Origin of the sequence: Nocardioides malaquae, from assembly GCF_015070385.1 — a bacterium.
Taxonomy (GTDB): domain Bacteria; phylum Actinomycetota; class Actinomycetes; order Propionibacteriales; family Nocardioidaceae; genus Nocardioides; species Nocardioides malaquae.
In genome coordinates this window covers 59601-72720 of record NZ_JADCSA010000011.1, presented here as the reverse complement: position 1 = coordinate 72720, position 13120 = coordinate 59601, and the positions used below count along the sequence as shown (strand labels likewise).

General features: G+C 72.0%; 16 protein-coding genes and 1 tRNA gene. 9 read left to right on the top strand and 8 right to left on the bottom strand.

Annotation, left to right across the window (positions count from 1 at the left end; genetic code table 11):
• Positions 1-4 precede the first annotated feature (4 nt).
• Complete coding sequence (locus IEQ44_RS11880) at positions 5-220, top strand: hypothetical protein (protein WP_193638680.1); 216 nt, start codon at positions 5-7, stop codon at positions 218-220.
• Here the strand turns inward: IEQ44_RS11880 and IEQ44_RS11875 are convergent.
• The 3 genes from IEQ44_RS11875 to IEQ44_RS11865 form a co-directional block, all read right to left on the bottom strand.
• Positions 214-615, bottom strand: a complete 402-nt coding sequence (locus IEQ44_RS11875; protein WP_193638679.1) for an MscL family protein — start codon at positions 613-615, stop codon at positions 214-216. The genes IEQ44_RS11880 and IEQ44_RS11875 overlap by 7 nt on opposite strands.
• A gap of 60 nt (positions 616-675) precedes the next feature.
• Positions 676-1350: an SAF domain-containing protein gene (locus tag IEQ44_RS11870; RefSeq protein ID WP_193638678.1), complete on the bottom strand. Its 675-nt coding sequence runs from the start codon at positions 1348-1350 to the stop codon at positions 676-678.
• Between the two features lie 89 nt (positions 1351-1439).
• Positions 1440-1745, bottom strand: a complete 306-nt coding sequence (locus tag IEQ44_RS11865) for an FmdB family zinc ribbon protein (RefSeq protein WP_193638734.1) — start codon at positions 1743-1745, stop codon at positions 1440-1442.
• A gap of 43 nt (positions 1746-1788) precedes the next feature.
• Between IEQ44_RS11865 and IEQ44_RS11860 the strand changes: the two genes are divergently transcribed.
• On the top strand, positions 1789-4455 hold the full coding sequence (locus tag IEQ44_RS11860; RefSeq protein ID WP_193638677.1) for a penicillin acylase family protein: 2667 nt from the start codon (positions 1789-1791) through the stop codon (positions 4453-4455).
• Here the strand turns inward: IEQ44_RS11860 and IEQ44_RS11855 are convergent.
• Positions 4452-5057, bottom strand: coding sequence for a 5-formyltetrahydrofolate cyclo-ligase (locus tag IEQ44_RS11855; protein WP_319804639.1), 606 nt, complete (start codon positions 5055-5057; stop codon positions 4452-4454). The two genes, IEQ44_RS11860 and IEQ44_RS11855, sit on opposite strands and share 4 nt — an antisense overlap.
• Before the next feature lie 23 nt (positions 5058-5080).
• On the opposite strand from IEQ44_RS11855, the gene IEQ44_RS11850 reads away from it, so the two are divergent.
• The 7 genes from IEQ44_RS11850 (at position 5081) to IEQ44_RS11820 (ending at position 10476) form a co-directional block, all read left to right on the top strand.
• A complete protein-coding gene (locus IEQ44_RS11850) occupies positions 5081-6478 on the top strand; it encodes a UTP--glucose-1-phosphate uridylyltransferase (RefSeq protein ID WP_193638676.1) in 1398 nt (465 codons plus the stop codon).
• Positions 6475-7707, top strand: coding sequence for a molybdotransferase-like divisome protein Glp (gene glp / locus IEQ44_RS11845; RefSeq protein ID WP_193638675.1), 1233 nt, complete (start codon positions 6475-6477; stop codon positions 7705-7707). Before IEQ44_RS11850 ends, glp begins: the two co-directional genes overlap by 4 nt.
• 10 nt (positions 7708-7717) lie before the next feature.
• A complete protein-coding gene (gene moaC / locus IEQ44_RS11840; protein WP_193638674.1) occupies positions 7718-8194 on the top strand; it encodes a cyclic pyranopterin monophosphate synthase MoaC in 477 nt (158 codons plus the stop codon).
• Complete coding sequence (locus IEQ44_RS11835) at positions 8191-8727, top strand: MogA/MoaB family molybdenum cofactor biosynthesis protein (protein ID WP_319804638.1); 537 nt, start codon at positions 8191-8193, stop codon at positions 8725-8727. The genes moaC and IEQ44_RS11835 overlap by 4 nt, the downstream gene beginning before the upstream one ends.
• 4 nt (positions 8728-8731) lie before the next feature.
• Entirely contained in the window at positions 8732-9352 is a 621-nt protein-coding gene (locus tag IEQ44_RS11830) for a GNAT family N-acetyltransferase (protein ID WP_193638673.1), read from the top strand.
• A 93-nt stretch (positions 9353-9445) separates the two neighbouring features.
• The gene (sepX, locus tag IEQ44_RS11825; RefSeq protein ID WP_193638672.1) at positions 9446-10282 is read left to right on the top strand and encodes a divisome protein SepX/GlpR; all 837 of its coding nucleotides are present in this window, start codon (positions 9446-9448) and stop codon (positions 10280-10282) included.
• Between the two features lie 121 nt (positions 10283-10403).
• A tRNA-Ala gene (locus tag IEQ44_RS11820) sits at positions 10404-10476 on the top strand.
• 55 nt (positions 10477-10531) lie between these two features.
• Here IEQ44_RS11820 and IEQ44_RS11815 read toward each other — a convergent pair.
• The 4 genes from IEQ44_RS11815 to IEQ44_RS11800 form a co-directional block, all read right to left on the bottom strand.
• Positions 10532-10975, bottom strand: a complete 444-nt coding sequence (locus IEQ44_RS11815) for a tyrosine-type recombinase/integrase (RefSeq protein WP_227487367.1) — start codon at positions 10973-10975, stop codon at positions 10532-10534.
• Positions 10976-11426: 451 nt separating this feature from the next.
• Entirely contained in the window at positions 11427-11717 is a 291-nt protein-coding gene (locus tag IEQ44_RS11810) for a DUF1905 domain-containing protein (protein ID WP_193638670.1), read from the bottom strand.
• A 56-nt stretch (positions 11718-11773) separates the two neighbouring features.
• Positions 11774-12421: a maleylpyruvate isomerase family mycothiol-dependent enzyme gene (locus IEQ44_RS11805; RefSeq protein ID WP_193638669.1), complete on the bottom strand. Its 648-nt coding sequence runs from the start codon at positions 12419-12421 to the stop codon at positions 11774-11776.
• A gap of 17 nt (positions 12422-12438) precedes the next feature.
• A complete protein-coding gene (locus IEQ44_RS11800) occupies positions 12439-13110 on the bottom strand; it encodes a maleylpyruvate isomerase family mycothiol-dependent enzyme (protein ID WP_193638668.1) in 672 nt (223 codons plus the stop codon).
• Between the last annotated feature and the right edge of the window lie 10 nt (positions 13111-13120).

Below are 13120 nucleotides of genomic sequence, written 5' to 3'. Positions count from 1 at the left end.
ACTGATGAGCGACGAGACCCCGCCGGCGCCGCCTGAGCGCGAGGAACCTGAGGTGCCCGAGGAGCCCGAGTGGCAGCGACGGCGGCGGCTCGCGGAGATCTTCGGAGACGTGCTGCCCGCCACCACCTCGGACGAGCGCGCCCCGGGCGCGGCGCCGAAGGAGTCGGCGCAGGACGCCTGGCTCAGGTCACAGGTGCCGCCGCACCACGGAGGTCACTGACCGAGCGGGGGCTGTCCGGTCGTGCGCCCACCGGACTGGGCCTGGAGCAGGTCGCGGATCTCGGTGAGGAGCAGGACGTCCTCGGGGGTGCCCTCGTCCTCCTCGGCGGCAGCCGGGAAGAACTTCTCCTTGGCCACGGTGTAGGGCTTCACGATCAGGAAGTAGACGACCGCGGCCATGATGATGAACGAGATCAGGGCGGTCAGGAAGGCGCCGACCGAGACGCCGCCCGGCTTGTAGGAGGAGAAGTCGGGCACGCCGCCCAGCTTGCCGATCAGGTCCATGATCACCGCGACGGTGGCGGTGACGACGCTGGCGAAGGCGGTCGCCATGATGAAGGCGGTGGCGAGCTCGATGAGGTTGCCGCGCAGCAGGAAGTTCTTGAAGCCGGACATGGAGTACTCCTGGAGGTGTGGGGCTCGACACGGGTGCGCCGAGGTCGATGTCGCCTCACGCTAGCGGGACCAGACGACGGTGAGGAACTGTCGCACCGTCGCGACGGTGACCGGTTCCACCTCGTCGTGGGTCAGGGCAACGACGACGACCCTGCCCGATGACCCCTGCCCCGAAACGCCGTCCGGCTCCGGCGGCAGCGCCACCACGCGTGCGGCCCGGGCCACGACCGTGACGTCCCCGGTCGCGGGGTCGGCGCTGAGCAGGTCGACCGTGTCGCCCACCCGGAGCAGGTCGGCGGCCGCCGGGTCGACCACGCGCACCGGCACGGCCACCCGCCCCGGGTGCCCGTCCATGAGGTCGGGGGTGAGCAGCCGTACGTCGGTCACCGCCTCGCCGCGACGCAGGGGGCTGGCCAAGGTGGCCCCCAGGGGGTCGGTCTGTGCACCGTCGGGGGCGGTGCCCCGGGCGTAGGTCACGAGGGTCAGGTCGCTGTGAGTCAGCTCGGTGCCGGCGGGCAGGTCGCGGGCGGCCACCAGCACCTCGTCGGTCGGGGGTGGCGCCGGCGCCACCGTGCGCAACGTGCCGAGGGCAGCCAGGCCCAGGCAGAGGGCCACCAGGAGGCGGCGGTGTGCGACCACGTGTCGCCGCCACCAGCGACGCAGCCGGGCCGGGCGGTCGGGGCCGCGGGAGTGGGGTCCTTCGCGCAGAGGTGGGGGAAGTGAGGTCGACGCCATGGCGCCGACGCTAGGCAGTCACGGAAGAGGTCCGCGCTGACCGTGCACAGCCCCCCCGGTCACCGGCCGGAGCCGTCGGGCTGTGGACGTCAGCTGGCGGCGGAGCTGGTGCTGGTCGAAGTGGTCGACGACGACCCGCTCGAGCTGGAGCCGGAGGAGGAGGTGGACGACGAGCTCGTGGAGGAACCGCCCGATGCGGGCACGCTGGCCGACGAACCGGAGCGGCTGTCGGTGCGGTAGAAGCCGGAACCCTTGAAGACGACCCCGACGGCGTTGAACAGCTTGCGCAGGCGCCCGCCGCACTCGGGGCAGGTGGTCAGCGCGTCGTCGCTGAAGCTCTGGAACTGCTCGAAGGCGTGCTCGCACTCGGTGCAGGCGTACTGGTAGGTCGGCACGTCGTCCATGGTAAGGCACGTCGGGTCGGCACAATGGCCGGTGATGACTCCCCACGCAGCAGCTGTGACCGACGCCGCACCCCACGGCCCGGCTTCCACCCCGACCCCGTCCTGGTGGTCGCGCTACCGGGGCTGGCCGCGGTGGGCCCACTGGGCCACCGGGGTCGCCACCGGCCTGGTGCTGGTCCTGGTGCTGCTGACGGTCTTCGCGGTCGACCTCTACCGACGGCCGCTGCCCCAGACCTCCGGCGAGGTCGTGCTGACGGGCCTCGACGGCGCCGTCGAGGTGCACCGCGACGCCCACGGCATCCCCCGGATCTACGCCGACAGCGACCGCGACCTCGTGCGCGCCCAGGGCTACGTGCACGCCCAGGAGCGCTTCTTCGAGATGGAGGTGCGTCGCCGCGCCACGGCGGGGCGGCTGGCGGAGATCTTCGGCCCCGACGCCCTCGAGAGCGACAAGATGGTGCGCACCATGGGCTGGCGCCGCGTGGCGGAGGAGGAGCTCGGCCTGGTCAGCGCCGACACCCGGACGCTGCTCGACGCCTACGCCGACGGCGTCAACGCGCTGATCGCGCAGCGCAGCCCCGCGGAGCTGGCGGTCGAGTACTCCCTGCTCGACCTCACGGGCGTGGAGACGACTCCGGAGAAGTGGACCGCCGTCGACTCGATGACGTGGCTCAAGGCCATGGCCTGGGACCTGCGCGGCAACATGGACGACGAGATCGACCGGGCCGTTGCCGCCCTCACCAACGACGACGACGTGGTCGACACGCTCCACCCGCCCTACGACGCCCAGCGCCACCCTCCGATCGTGGGTGGCGGCCGCATCGTCGACGGGGAGTTCGTGGCCGGCGCGACGGGCCGCCGTCCCCGGGTCGGGACGCCCGGGCGCGCCGGCGCCTCGGCCCGCGTGGCCGTGCTCGAGGGCGTACGCGACTCGCTCGCCGCCGTGCCCGCCCTGCTGGGGCGCGGGCAGGGCCTGGGCTCCAACGCCTGGGTCGTCTCCGGCGAACGCTCGGCCACCGGGCGACCGCTGCTCGCCAACGACCCGCACCTGGGCACCAGCCAGCCCGGGATCTGGACCCAGATGGGGCTGCACTGCCGTGAGCGCACCCCCGACTGCACCCTCGACGTCGCCGGTTTCACCTTCTCCGGACTCCCCGGTGTCGTGATCGGCCACAACGCCGAGATCGCCTGGGGCTTCACCAACCTCGGTCCCGACGTCACCGACCTCTACCTCGAACGCGTCGACGGCGACTCGTGGAGCCACGGCGGGCGGGAGCGTCCGCTCCGGGTGCGCACCGAGACCATCGAGGTGCGCGGTGAGGAGGACTTCGAGCTGAAGGTGCGTGCCACCGACCACGGCCCGCTGATCTCCGACGTCTCGCAGGCAGCCAGCTCGGTCGGAGCCAACGCCGCGGCGCAGGAACGGGCGGCCCAGGGGTCGGCCGAGGCCCTCACCGGCGATCCCTACGCGGTCGCCCTGGCGTGGACGGCACTCGAGCCCGGCACGACCGCCGACGCCATCTTCGCCCTCAACCGCGCCAGCGGGTGGGACTCCTTCCGGGCGGCGGCCCGACTCTTCGACGTGCCGGCCCAGAACCTCGTCTACGCCGACACGGCCGGCAACATCGGCTACCAGGCGCCCGGCAAGGTGCCGGTGCGCCGCCCCGGCCACGACGGCCGGACCCCGGTGCCGGGCTGGGTGGAGCGCAACGACTGGACGGGGGAGTACGTCCCCTTCGACGAGCTGCCGTCGGTGCTCAACCCCGACGAGGGCTTCGTCGTGACCGCCAACCAGGCCGTCGCCGGGCCCGACTACCCGCACCACCTGACCCACGACTGGGACCACGGCTACCGCGCCCAGCGGATCCGCGAGCTCATCGAGGCCGAGGACGACCTGACGGTCGCCGAGATGGCCGAGATCCAGCTCGACGCCCGCAACCCGCTGGCCGAGACCCTCGTGCTCGCGTTGCTCGACATCGACGGGCTCCCGCCCTACGTGGCCGAGGCCGTCGACCTGCTCGCCGACTGGGACCAGCAGGACGACTCCGACAGCGCCGCCGCGGCCTACTTCAACGTGGTGTGGGAGCGGTTGCTGGCGCTGGCGTTCCACGACGACCTGCGCACCCGCGTCCACCCGGCCGGCGACTCGCGCTGGGTCGCGGTCGTGGAGGACCTGCTGGCGCGACCGGCCCACCCGCTGTGGGACGACCGGACCACCGAGGGCGTGGTCGAGGTCCGCGACGACGTGCTGGCCCGTGCGTTGGAGGAGGCCCGTGACGAGATGACCCGGCGGCGGTCGGTGCGCCCCGAGCGCTGGGCCTGGGGCGACCTGCACCAGCTGGACCTCACCCACTCCACCCTGGGCACCTCCGGGATCGGCGTGGTCGAGAGACTCTTCAACCGCAGCGGCGGCGGCATCGGCGGAGGTCCCTCGGCGCCCAACGCGACCGCGTGGAATGCGACCGAGGGGTTCACCGTCACCAGCTCGCCCTCCATGCGCATGGTCGTCTCGCTGGCCGACTTCGACGAGTCCAGGTGGGTCAACCTGACCGGTGTGTCGGGTCACCCCGCCTCGCCGCACTACGACGACCAGACCGACCTCTTCGTCGAGGGGCGCCTGCTGCCCTGGAGCTGGGACCCCGGGGTAGTGCGGGAGTCGAGCGAGGAGCGGCTGCTGCTGGTGCCGTCGGGCGACGACTAGTCCAGCCAGGTCACCCCGTCGCGGGTGACGGCCGCGTCGACCGGGCGGTCGTGCGGCTCGACCGGCACCGGCAGGCCGACCTCGTCGGGGTGCAGGACCACCGCCGTGACGACGTCGGGAGCCACCCGTGCCAACGCCCGGTCGTAGGAACCACCGCCACGGCCCAGGCGGTGGCCGGAGTCCGAGACCGCCAGCCCGGGCACGAGCACCAGGTCGGCCTCGGCGACGGCGTGCGTCCCGAGCGCAGGCGCGTCGGGCTCCCGCAGCCCGCGGCGACCGGTCCGCCAGGCCGTGGGGCCTGCGTACGCGGCCCAGTCGAGGTCGTCGTCGGCCAGCAGCACCGGGAGGAGCACGCGTACGCCCCGCTCGCGCAGCGCCTCGAGGGTCCGGTCCGTGGAGGGCTCGGTGCCGGCCGAGACGTACGCGGCGACGCAGGCGCCGGCGCGCACCTGCGGGAGGGTCGCGACGTGGACGCTGATCGCCTCCCCGTCGAGGGCCAGCGAGGCGGGCGAGCGGTCGCGACGGGCCTGCAGCAGGCGGCGTCGCAGGGCGCGCTTGGCCTCGACCGTGTCTGGGAAGTGGGGGACCTCGGCGCCGTGCACGCGATCAGCCTACGATCGTCGGTATGCCATCACATGTCAGGAGCAAGGGGCTCGACGCGGCGGTCGCCAAGATGCGTGACGCCGGCGTCGACGAGGTTGCCGTCCAGACCTTCGCGCACTACCACCGCCTGCTCGAGCACGGCGAGACCGGCATGATCGCGGAGTCCACGATCGAGCCGCTCGACATGGAGTCGCTGGTCGACGTCGAGGTCTCCGAGGAGGACGCCCTCGCCGCGGTCCGGGCCACGGCCGTCATCAAGCTCAACGGTGGTCTCGGCACCTCGATGGGGATGGACCGGGCCAAGTCGCTGCTCTGCGTGCGCCGCGGACTCTCGTTCCTCGACATCATCGTGCGGCAGGTGCTGCACCTGCGTGAGCGCTACGACGCGACGCTGCCGCTGGTCTTCATGAACAGCTTCCGCACCTCGCAGGACACCCTCGACGCGCTGGGCCGCTACACCGACCTGCCGGTGGAGGGGCTGCCCCTGGAGTTCCTGCAGAACAAGGAACCCAAGCTGCTGGCCGAGGGCCTGACGCCCGTCGTGTGGCCCAAGGACCCGACGCTGGAGTGGTGCCCGCCCGGGCACGGCGACATCTACACCGCCCTCCAGGGCTCCGGTCTGCTCGTGCAGCTGATCGAGGCCGGCTACCGCTACGTCTTCGTCTCCAACTCCGACAACCTGGGCGCCATCCCCGACGCCCGGGTGGCGGGCTGGTTCGCCGCCTCCGGTGCCCCTTTCGCCATCGAGGCCGTGCGCCGCACCGCCTCCGACCGCAAGGGTGGCCACTTCGCCCGGCGCAAGTCCGACGGCCGGATCGTGCTGCGGGAGTCGGCGCAGACGCTCGAGGAGGACAAGGAGGCCTTGGCCGACCTGGACCGTCACCGGTTCACCTCGACCAACAACCTCTGGTTCGACCTGCACGCGATGCGCGACGTGCTGGCCCAGCGTCGGGGCATCCTCGGCCTCCCGCTGATCCGCAACGTCAAGACGGTCGACCCCGCCGACCCCACCTCGCCGGAGGTCGTGCAGATCGAGACCGCCATGGGCGCTGCGATCGAGGTCTTCGAGGGCGCGCGCACCATCGAGGTCGGGCGCGACCGCTTCGTGCCGGTGAAGACCACCAACGACCTGCTGGTGCTGCGCTCCGACGTCTACGACCTCGGTGAGGACTTCGTGCTCGACCAGACCACCGAGGCGGTCCCGTTCGTCGACCTCGACTCCGAGCACTACAAGTTCGTGGGCGAGTTCGACAAGCGTTTCCCCGAGGGCGCGCCGTCGCTGCGCGAGGCCTCCTCGGTGCGGATCGACGGCGACTGGACCTTCGGTCGTGGCGTCCGCCTGACCGGCGACGTCGCGCTGGAGGCCGACTCCGCCCAGCGGGTCGAGGCCGGCGCGGTGCTCGGTGACGGTGCTCCGTGACTGAGGGCCCCCTTTCCGTCGACACGCTGGTGGAGCGGATCGTCTCCTCCCTGGCGCCGTTGCGCGACTTCCCGATGCCCTTGACCGAGGTGCTCGGCATGCCGGTGGCCGAGGACGTCGTCGCAGAGGTCTCCCTGCCGCCCTTCGACAACTCCGCGATGGACGGCTACGCCGTGCGCGCCGCCGACGTGGCCTCCGCCAGCCCTGAGGCGCCGGTCCACCTGCCCGTGGTCGGCGAGATCAGTGCCGGTCGGGCGGCCCACCTGGCCCTGTCGCCCGGCACCGCGGTCAAGATCATGACCGGCGCGCCGGTGCCTGCCGGCGCCGACGCGGTGGTGCCCTACGAATGGACCGACCGGGGCGTCGCCCGGGTCCGCATCGAGCGGGCCGCCGACCTGGGCGCCAACATCCGTCGAGCCGGTGAGGCCGTACGCTCCGGCGACCTCGTCGTCGAGCACGGCACGGTCCTGGGGCCCCGCCACCTGGGTTTGCTCGCCTCCGTGGGCCGCGCCACGGTGCGGTCGCGTCCGCGCCCCCGCGTCGTGGTGATCTCCACCGGCTCCGAGCTGCGCGACCCCGGCACCCCGCTGGGTCACGACTCGATCTACGACGGCAACTCCTACCTCCTGGCCGCCGCCGCCCGGCAGGCCGGGGCGACGGTCTACCGGGTCGGCATCGTGCCCGACGACGTGCGGTCCTTCACCGAGGCGTTGAGCGACCAGCTGGTGCGCGCCGACCTGGTGATCACCTCCGGCGGGGTCTCCGAGGGCGACTACGACGTCGTCAAGGAGGCCCTGCGCGGGCTCGGCACCGTCTGGTTCGGCCAGGTCGCGATGCAGCCCGGCAAGCCGCAGGGCTTCGGTGTCGTCGGTGAGGACGAGGTGCCGATCTTCTGCCTGCCCGGCAACCCGGTGTCGGCCTACGTCTCCTTCGAGACGTTCGTGCTGCCTGCCCTGCGCACCCTCATGGGCCGCACGCCGGCCTCGCGCCCGCCCCGCCGGGCCCGGCTCACCGACCCGATCACCTCCACCGTGGGGCGTCGCCAGATGGTGCGCGCCCGTTACGGCACCGACCGCGGCGGCGCCTTCGTCACGCCGGTCGGGGGGCACGGCTCCCACATGATCGGCGACCTGGCCTCCGCCAACGCGCTGGTGGTCGTCGACGAGGAGAGCTCCGGGGTGTCGGCGGGCGACATGGTCCAGGTGCTCTGCCTGGACGAGGACTTCTGAGGAGGACGGCATGGCCACCGGCGACAGGCTCACCCACATCGACGAGTCGGGTGCGGCACGCATGGTCGACGTCTCCGACAAGGCGGTGACGAAGCGTACGGCCGTGGCGTCCGGCCGCGTGCTCGTCGCGCCCGCCGTCGTCGAGCTGCTCCGCGGGGCGGGGATGCCGAAGGGCGACACGCTCGCGGTGGCGCGGCTGGCGGGCATCATGGGCGCCAAGCAGACCCCGGCGCTGATCCCGTTGTGCCACCCGCTCTCGCTCTCGTCGGTCGGCGTCGAGCTGACGGTGGCCGACGACGCGGTCGAGATCACCGCCACCGTCACCACCACCGACCGGACCGGCGTCGAGATGGAGGCGTTGACGGCCGTCTCGGTCGCGGCGCTCACGGTGATCGACATGGTGAAGGCGGTCGACAAGGCAGCAGTGATCACCGACGTACGCGTGGAGCGCAAGGCCGGCGGTGCGTCGGGGGACTGGTCGCGGTGAGTGAGTCCCGCGTCCTGCCCGCCGCCGTGGTGGTCGCCTCCAACCGTGCGGCCACCGGTGTCTATGCCGACGAGACGGGGCCGCTGATCGTCGACTGGCTGCGCGGCCAGGGCTTCTCCGTCGACGAGGCCGCGGTCGTGCCCGACGGTGAGCCGGTGGCGCAGGCGTTGCGGGCCGCGGTGGCGGACGGGGCGAGGGTGGTGCTCACCACCGGCGGCACCGGGCTGACCCCCACGGACCGTACGCCCGAGGCGACGCGCGCGGTGATCGACGCGGAGGTGCCGGGCATCGCGGAGACGATCCGGGCCGCGGGTGTGGTGGCCGGCGTGCCGACGGCGATGCTCTCGCGCGCGGTGGCCGGCGTCGTCGGCGAGACACTCGTGGTCAACCTGCCGGGGTCGCGCGGCGGGGTCAAGGACGGCCTGGCCGTGCTGGCGCCGGTGCTGCGCCACGCCGTCGACCAGCTCGGCGGCGGCGACCACCCCCGGTCGGGGGACGCCGGGGACGCCGCGCTCACGGACGCAGGGGACTGAGACCGTGTGGGGGGCGTCGCGACCGCGCGCGTGGCCGGCGGTGCTGGTCGACGGCGACCTGAAGGTGCGACCGATCTCGCGGCTCGACCAGGCCGAGTGGCTGGAGTCGCGCTCCCACAGCGCCGAGTGGCTGGGGCCGTGGGAGGCGAGCGTGCCCGAGGGCACCGAGCCCGCCACGGTGACCTACGCCGACCTGGTGCGACGGCTGCGCCGCTCGGCGCGCCTGGGCACCACGATGCCGTTCGCGATCGAGGTCGACCAGCGACTGGTGGGTCAGGTGACGGTCAACAACATCGTGCGGGGGTCGGCGCAGTTCGCCTCCCTGGGCTACTGGATCGACGAGCGCTGGGCCGGCCGCGGGCTGGTGCCGCGGGCGGTGGCGCTGGTGATCGACCACTGCTTCACGGTGGCCGGTCTGCACCGCCTCGAGATCTGCGTGCGCCCGGAGAACTCCAACTCGCTGCGGGTGGTGGAGAAGCTGGGGCTGCACGAGGTGGGCCTGGCGCCGCGCTACCTGCACATCGACGGTGACTGGCGTGACCACCGGGTCTACGCCGTGACCCGCGAAGAGGTGCCCGGGGGCATGCTGGCGCGGTTGCGTGAGAACATCGGGCGCGACGGTTAGGCGGGCCGCGAGTCACAGCAGTCCCAGATGTTGTTCTGCGACACACCTGCCGCGATACCTCGCAAGGCGCCCGGACGAATCTAGTCTCGTCCTGTGGACCCGAGCGCGCTGATCTTCGTCGCCCTTGCCGTGGCGTGGGGCGTGTACCTGGTGCCCAAGGCGCTCCAGCACCACGAGACGACCCAGCGCAGCCGGTCGGTGGAGCGGTTCTCCAGCCGCATGCGCGTCCTGGCCCGCCGCGAACCCACGTCGTCGCGCGACGCCCGGCTCGTCGTGCAGCCCGGCCGTGCCCCCTCGCGTCCCGTCATCGAGACCAAGGGTCCTGCGCCGGTCGCCGCGACGATCGCGGCCCGCCGTGCCGCGGCGCAGCGGGCGACGCGTCGGCGCCGCAACGTGCTCTCGGTCCTGCTGCTCGCGCTGGTCGTGGTCGCTGCCGTGGCCGCGGCCGGTGCCGCACCGTGGTGGTCGCTGGCGATCCCCGGCGGTCTGCTGGTCGCCTGGCTCGTCGCCTGTCGCCTGATGGTGAAGTCGGAGCGTCGCGAGGCCGTACGCCCCGCCCGCGCCCCGCAGGCGCCGGCGACCCGCAGCGCCTCCGACGACCCCACCGAGACACACCCGGTCGTGACCGTCGACGTGTCAGGGTCGGGCGCTGTGCGCGAGTCGAGCCTGACCCTGCCCGTGGTGCAGGAGGAGCTCGCCGCCGACGACCCCTCGCGCTGGGACATGGTTCCGGTGACGCTGCCGACCTACGTGTCCAAGCCGGTGGCCACGCGGCGGACCGTGCAGCAGATCGACCTCGAGTCCACCGGCGTGTGGACCTCCGGCCACTCCGAGGCGGAGTCCGCGCTGGCGCGCACCGCCCAGGAGATCAAGCAGGCCGAGGCTCGCGCCGCGGAGGAAGCCGCGCACCGTCGGGCCGTCGGCCACTGAGAGGCACGGCCGCGCAAGGGCTGAGCCACCGAGGCTCGGGACCGACCTGATTGCGGTCTCCTCCGGCGCAGGTGCTATCTTTTCGAACACATCGGTTGATGCAGTGGACCGCAGGGTTCACGGGGCTGTGGCGCAGTTGGTAGCGCGTCTCGTTCGCAATGAGAAGGTCAGGGGTTCGAATCCCCTCAGCTCCACCGATAGAATCCCCCGGGCGACCTGCGGAAACGCACGGATCACCCGGGGGGTTCGTCATTGTTGTTCGCCCGCGCGTCCGGCGGATGGCCCCCCGGTGGCCCCCGGCGCCCTGTTGAGGCGCTCCAGGCTGGCCAGATCGGCTCCAGTGCCGAGGTGGTGCAGGTAGAGGTTCGTCGTCGCGATCGATGCATGGCCCATCCAGGCCTGCACCGTGCTGACATCGACACCGCGCGCCAGCCAGGGGCAGGCGGCGGTGTGTCGCAGGTCGTGGATGCGGCGGCCCCGCCCGGTCCGCTCCCACCTCATCGTGCGCAGCACCGCGGAGCGGTGGAGGCGGGAGCCGGACACGGTGGTGAAGAGCAGGTCACTCGGCAACTTGTCGACCTTGAGCCGCTCGACGATCGGGAGCACGCGGTTGCCGATCGGGACGCGCCGTGATCGCCCACTCTTGGTGGCCTTAGTGGCGATGCCTTCGGGTGCCGATCGACGAACGATCATGCCGGGTGCCGGCACCTCCATCGGCGGGCGTAGGTAGAGAGATGCAGACGCGCTCCGCGCCCGTCAGCAGGAAACTGTCGAGGCTCGCCGAACAGGCGCATGGGCAGACTCCGAGCCTCTAGCGAGCGGTGCTCGGTCCTGGCGCGGATGCCGAACTGACGCCAGAGGGGGTCCAGCACGACACACTTGTTAGAGATGCAGCGAACCTTGCCGGCCGGCCGCGGCGAACCTTGCCGAGCTGACTCTGATCGGTCGCCGGTGTCAAAGCGGGGGAACGCACTGGTCTCCGGATAGGGACCCGTCCCCGGTGGATGTCACCGGACTGGCCCTCCGGGACAACCAGCCATCGCTCCGCCCCTGGTCCGTGGCGTCTCCGTTGAAGGTTCGGGTTGCGGGACGGCTCTCAGACGGCCAGCGGCGAATGGAACTTCTGCGAAGCTGCAGTGGAGCCTCAGCGGAGGCGGCGTTGCAGGTGGACGACGACCTCGTCTCCGAGGTCCTTGTCAAGGCGCTTACGCATCGCGGCGCTGAGTGAGAGCATGTGCCCGCCGCGGCCGGTGACCATCAGTCCTACGTCGGACACCGGGATGCCGTCCACGGTCGCGTCGACCCGCACGCTCCTCTTAGTTCCGAAGAACTCGGCCGAGCCGGGCATCTCGACGCACGGCCAGGTCTCGCCCTTGACGTTGACTCCGATCGGCACGGTGAAGCTGTGGTCCAGGTCGTGAGGCACGTCGGTCATGGCGTCCCTTTTCAGCGAGAGGTTCCTGCGGGTCGTGGTCTTGAGGCGGAACTGGTTCAGGCGGCGGTGCCGTGAAGGCGCGAGCGCAGCATCGGTACTCCTGGCCCGTCGAGTTGCTCAAGATAGGGCGCGCGGCCGGCCATGCTCATCACTAGGGCGAGCGTCGAACCGGTGACCAGGGGGCCGGAGCCAGTGGCGAACGGCCCATCGTCCGCCCTCAGTTGGAGACCGGCAGCGTTCGTGCGGCTCGCGACGGCAAAGTTCCGCCGGGCGAAGAAGTTGGCCACGGGTGTCAGCGCGTTGACGCTCGGTGACCGGAGAATTCCCAGCGGCCAGCGGATGTCTTGCGCGTGCACCAGGACCTCGCCGAGGTAGGCCGGCGTATGCCCGGAGGGCGCCGTGGTACTGCCGATCACGGCACGGAACCGGTCGAGCGTCTCAGCGGGAGTCTTGCCGCGCTGCTCGGCCAGTCGCCGCTGGTTGTGCACGTCGGGACGGAAACGCGCGCCGACGATGCTGCGCAGCCACCGCCACTGATTCAAGCTGGCCGCGGCCGTGAGGTGGGCGACGACCTGCTCGACGTCCCACTGCCCGCACAAGGTGGCGTGTCGCCACTGCTCAGCGCTGAGGGCCGACAGGTCATCTGCCAGCGCGGCCCGCTCGGCCCGCATCAGGGCCCACAGGCGGTCGTCCGACCTCGTCATACCGCTCGATCCCCTCCTCATCGATCATGCGCCCGACGCGCACCTGGCACGGCTGTTGAGGCGCCGGCGAGGCGAGACGCTCCGCTCCCGGTGAGCCTCTCCCGATCCAGGCGACGCCCGGAGACCGCGAGCAGGAGATCGATGGCGTCGGCCTCCACATCGTCGCCCTGTCCCCAGATCGCCCCAGTCCTCCGGTCGACCAGCCGCAGGCCCGCAACACGCTCGCGCCCACCACCGAAGGAGACCGGGGTGCGCATCTGATAGACGAGGGCCTGCACGATCGCGGGCTCCGGATACGACCCAGCGATGCCCAGAGGTCGGCGGATGTCCTCACCGTGCACGATGGCCTCGACTAGGCGGGTTGCCAGGTTCGCCGGTGGAGTCCGCGTGAGATCAGCGGCCTCCATAAGTGCCTTGACCGTGTCCCGCGGGTCCCGCCGCTTGTGCCGGACGATGCCGTGCTGGTTCGCGCGGTCGAAGTCCATGCGCGCTCTCAGCAGGTCACGGACGAAGGCCGCCCGGCCGGTTCTCGCCGTATCCACGAGGTGCGCGAGAACGTCGTGGACATCCCAGCCTGGGCAGAGCGAAGGGAGTCGCCACTGGTCCTCGCTCAGCCCGGAAAGATCCGCGACGAGCCGTCGTCTCTCGGAGTGAACGGTCTGCCATACCGCCGCTGCTGGGAGACGCATGCCGGCTCCT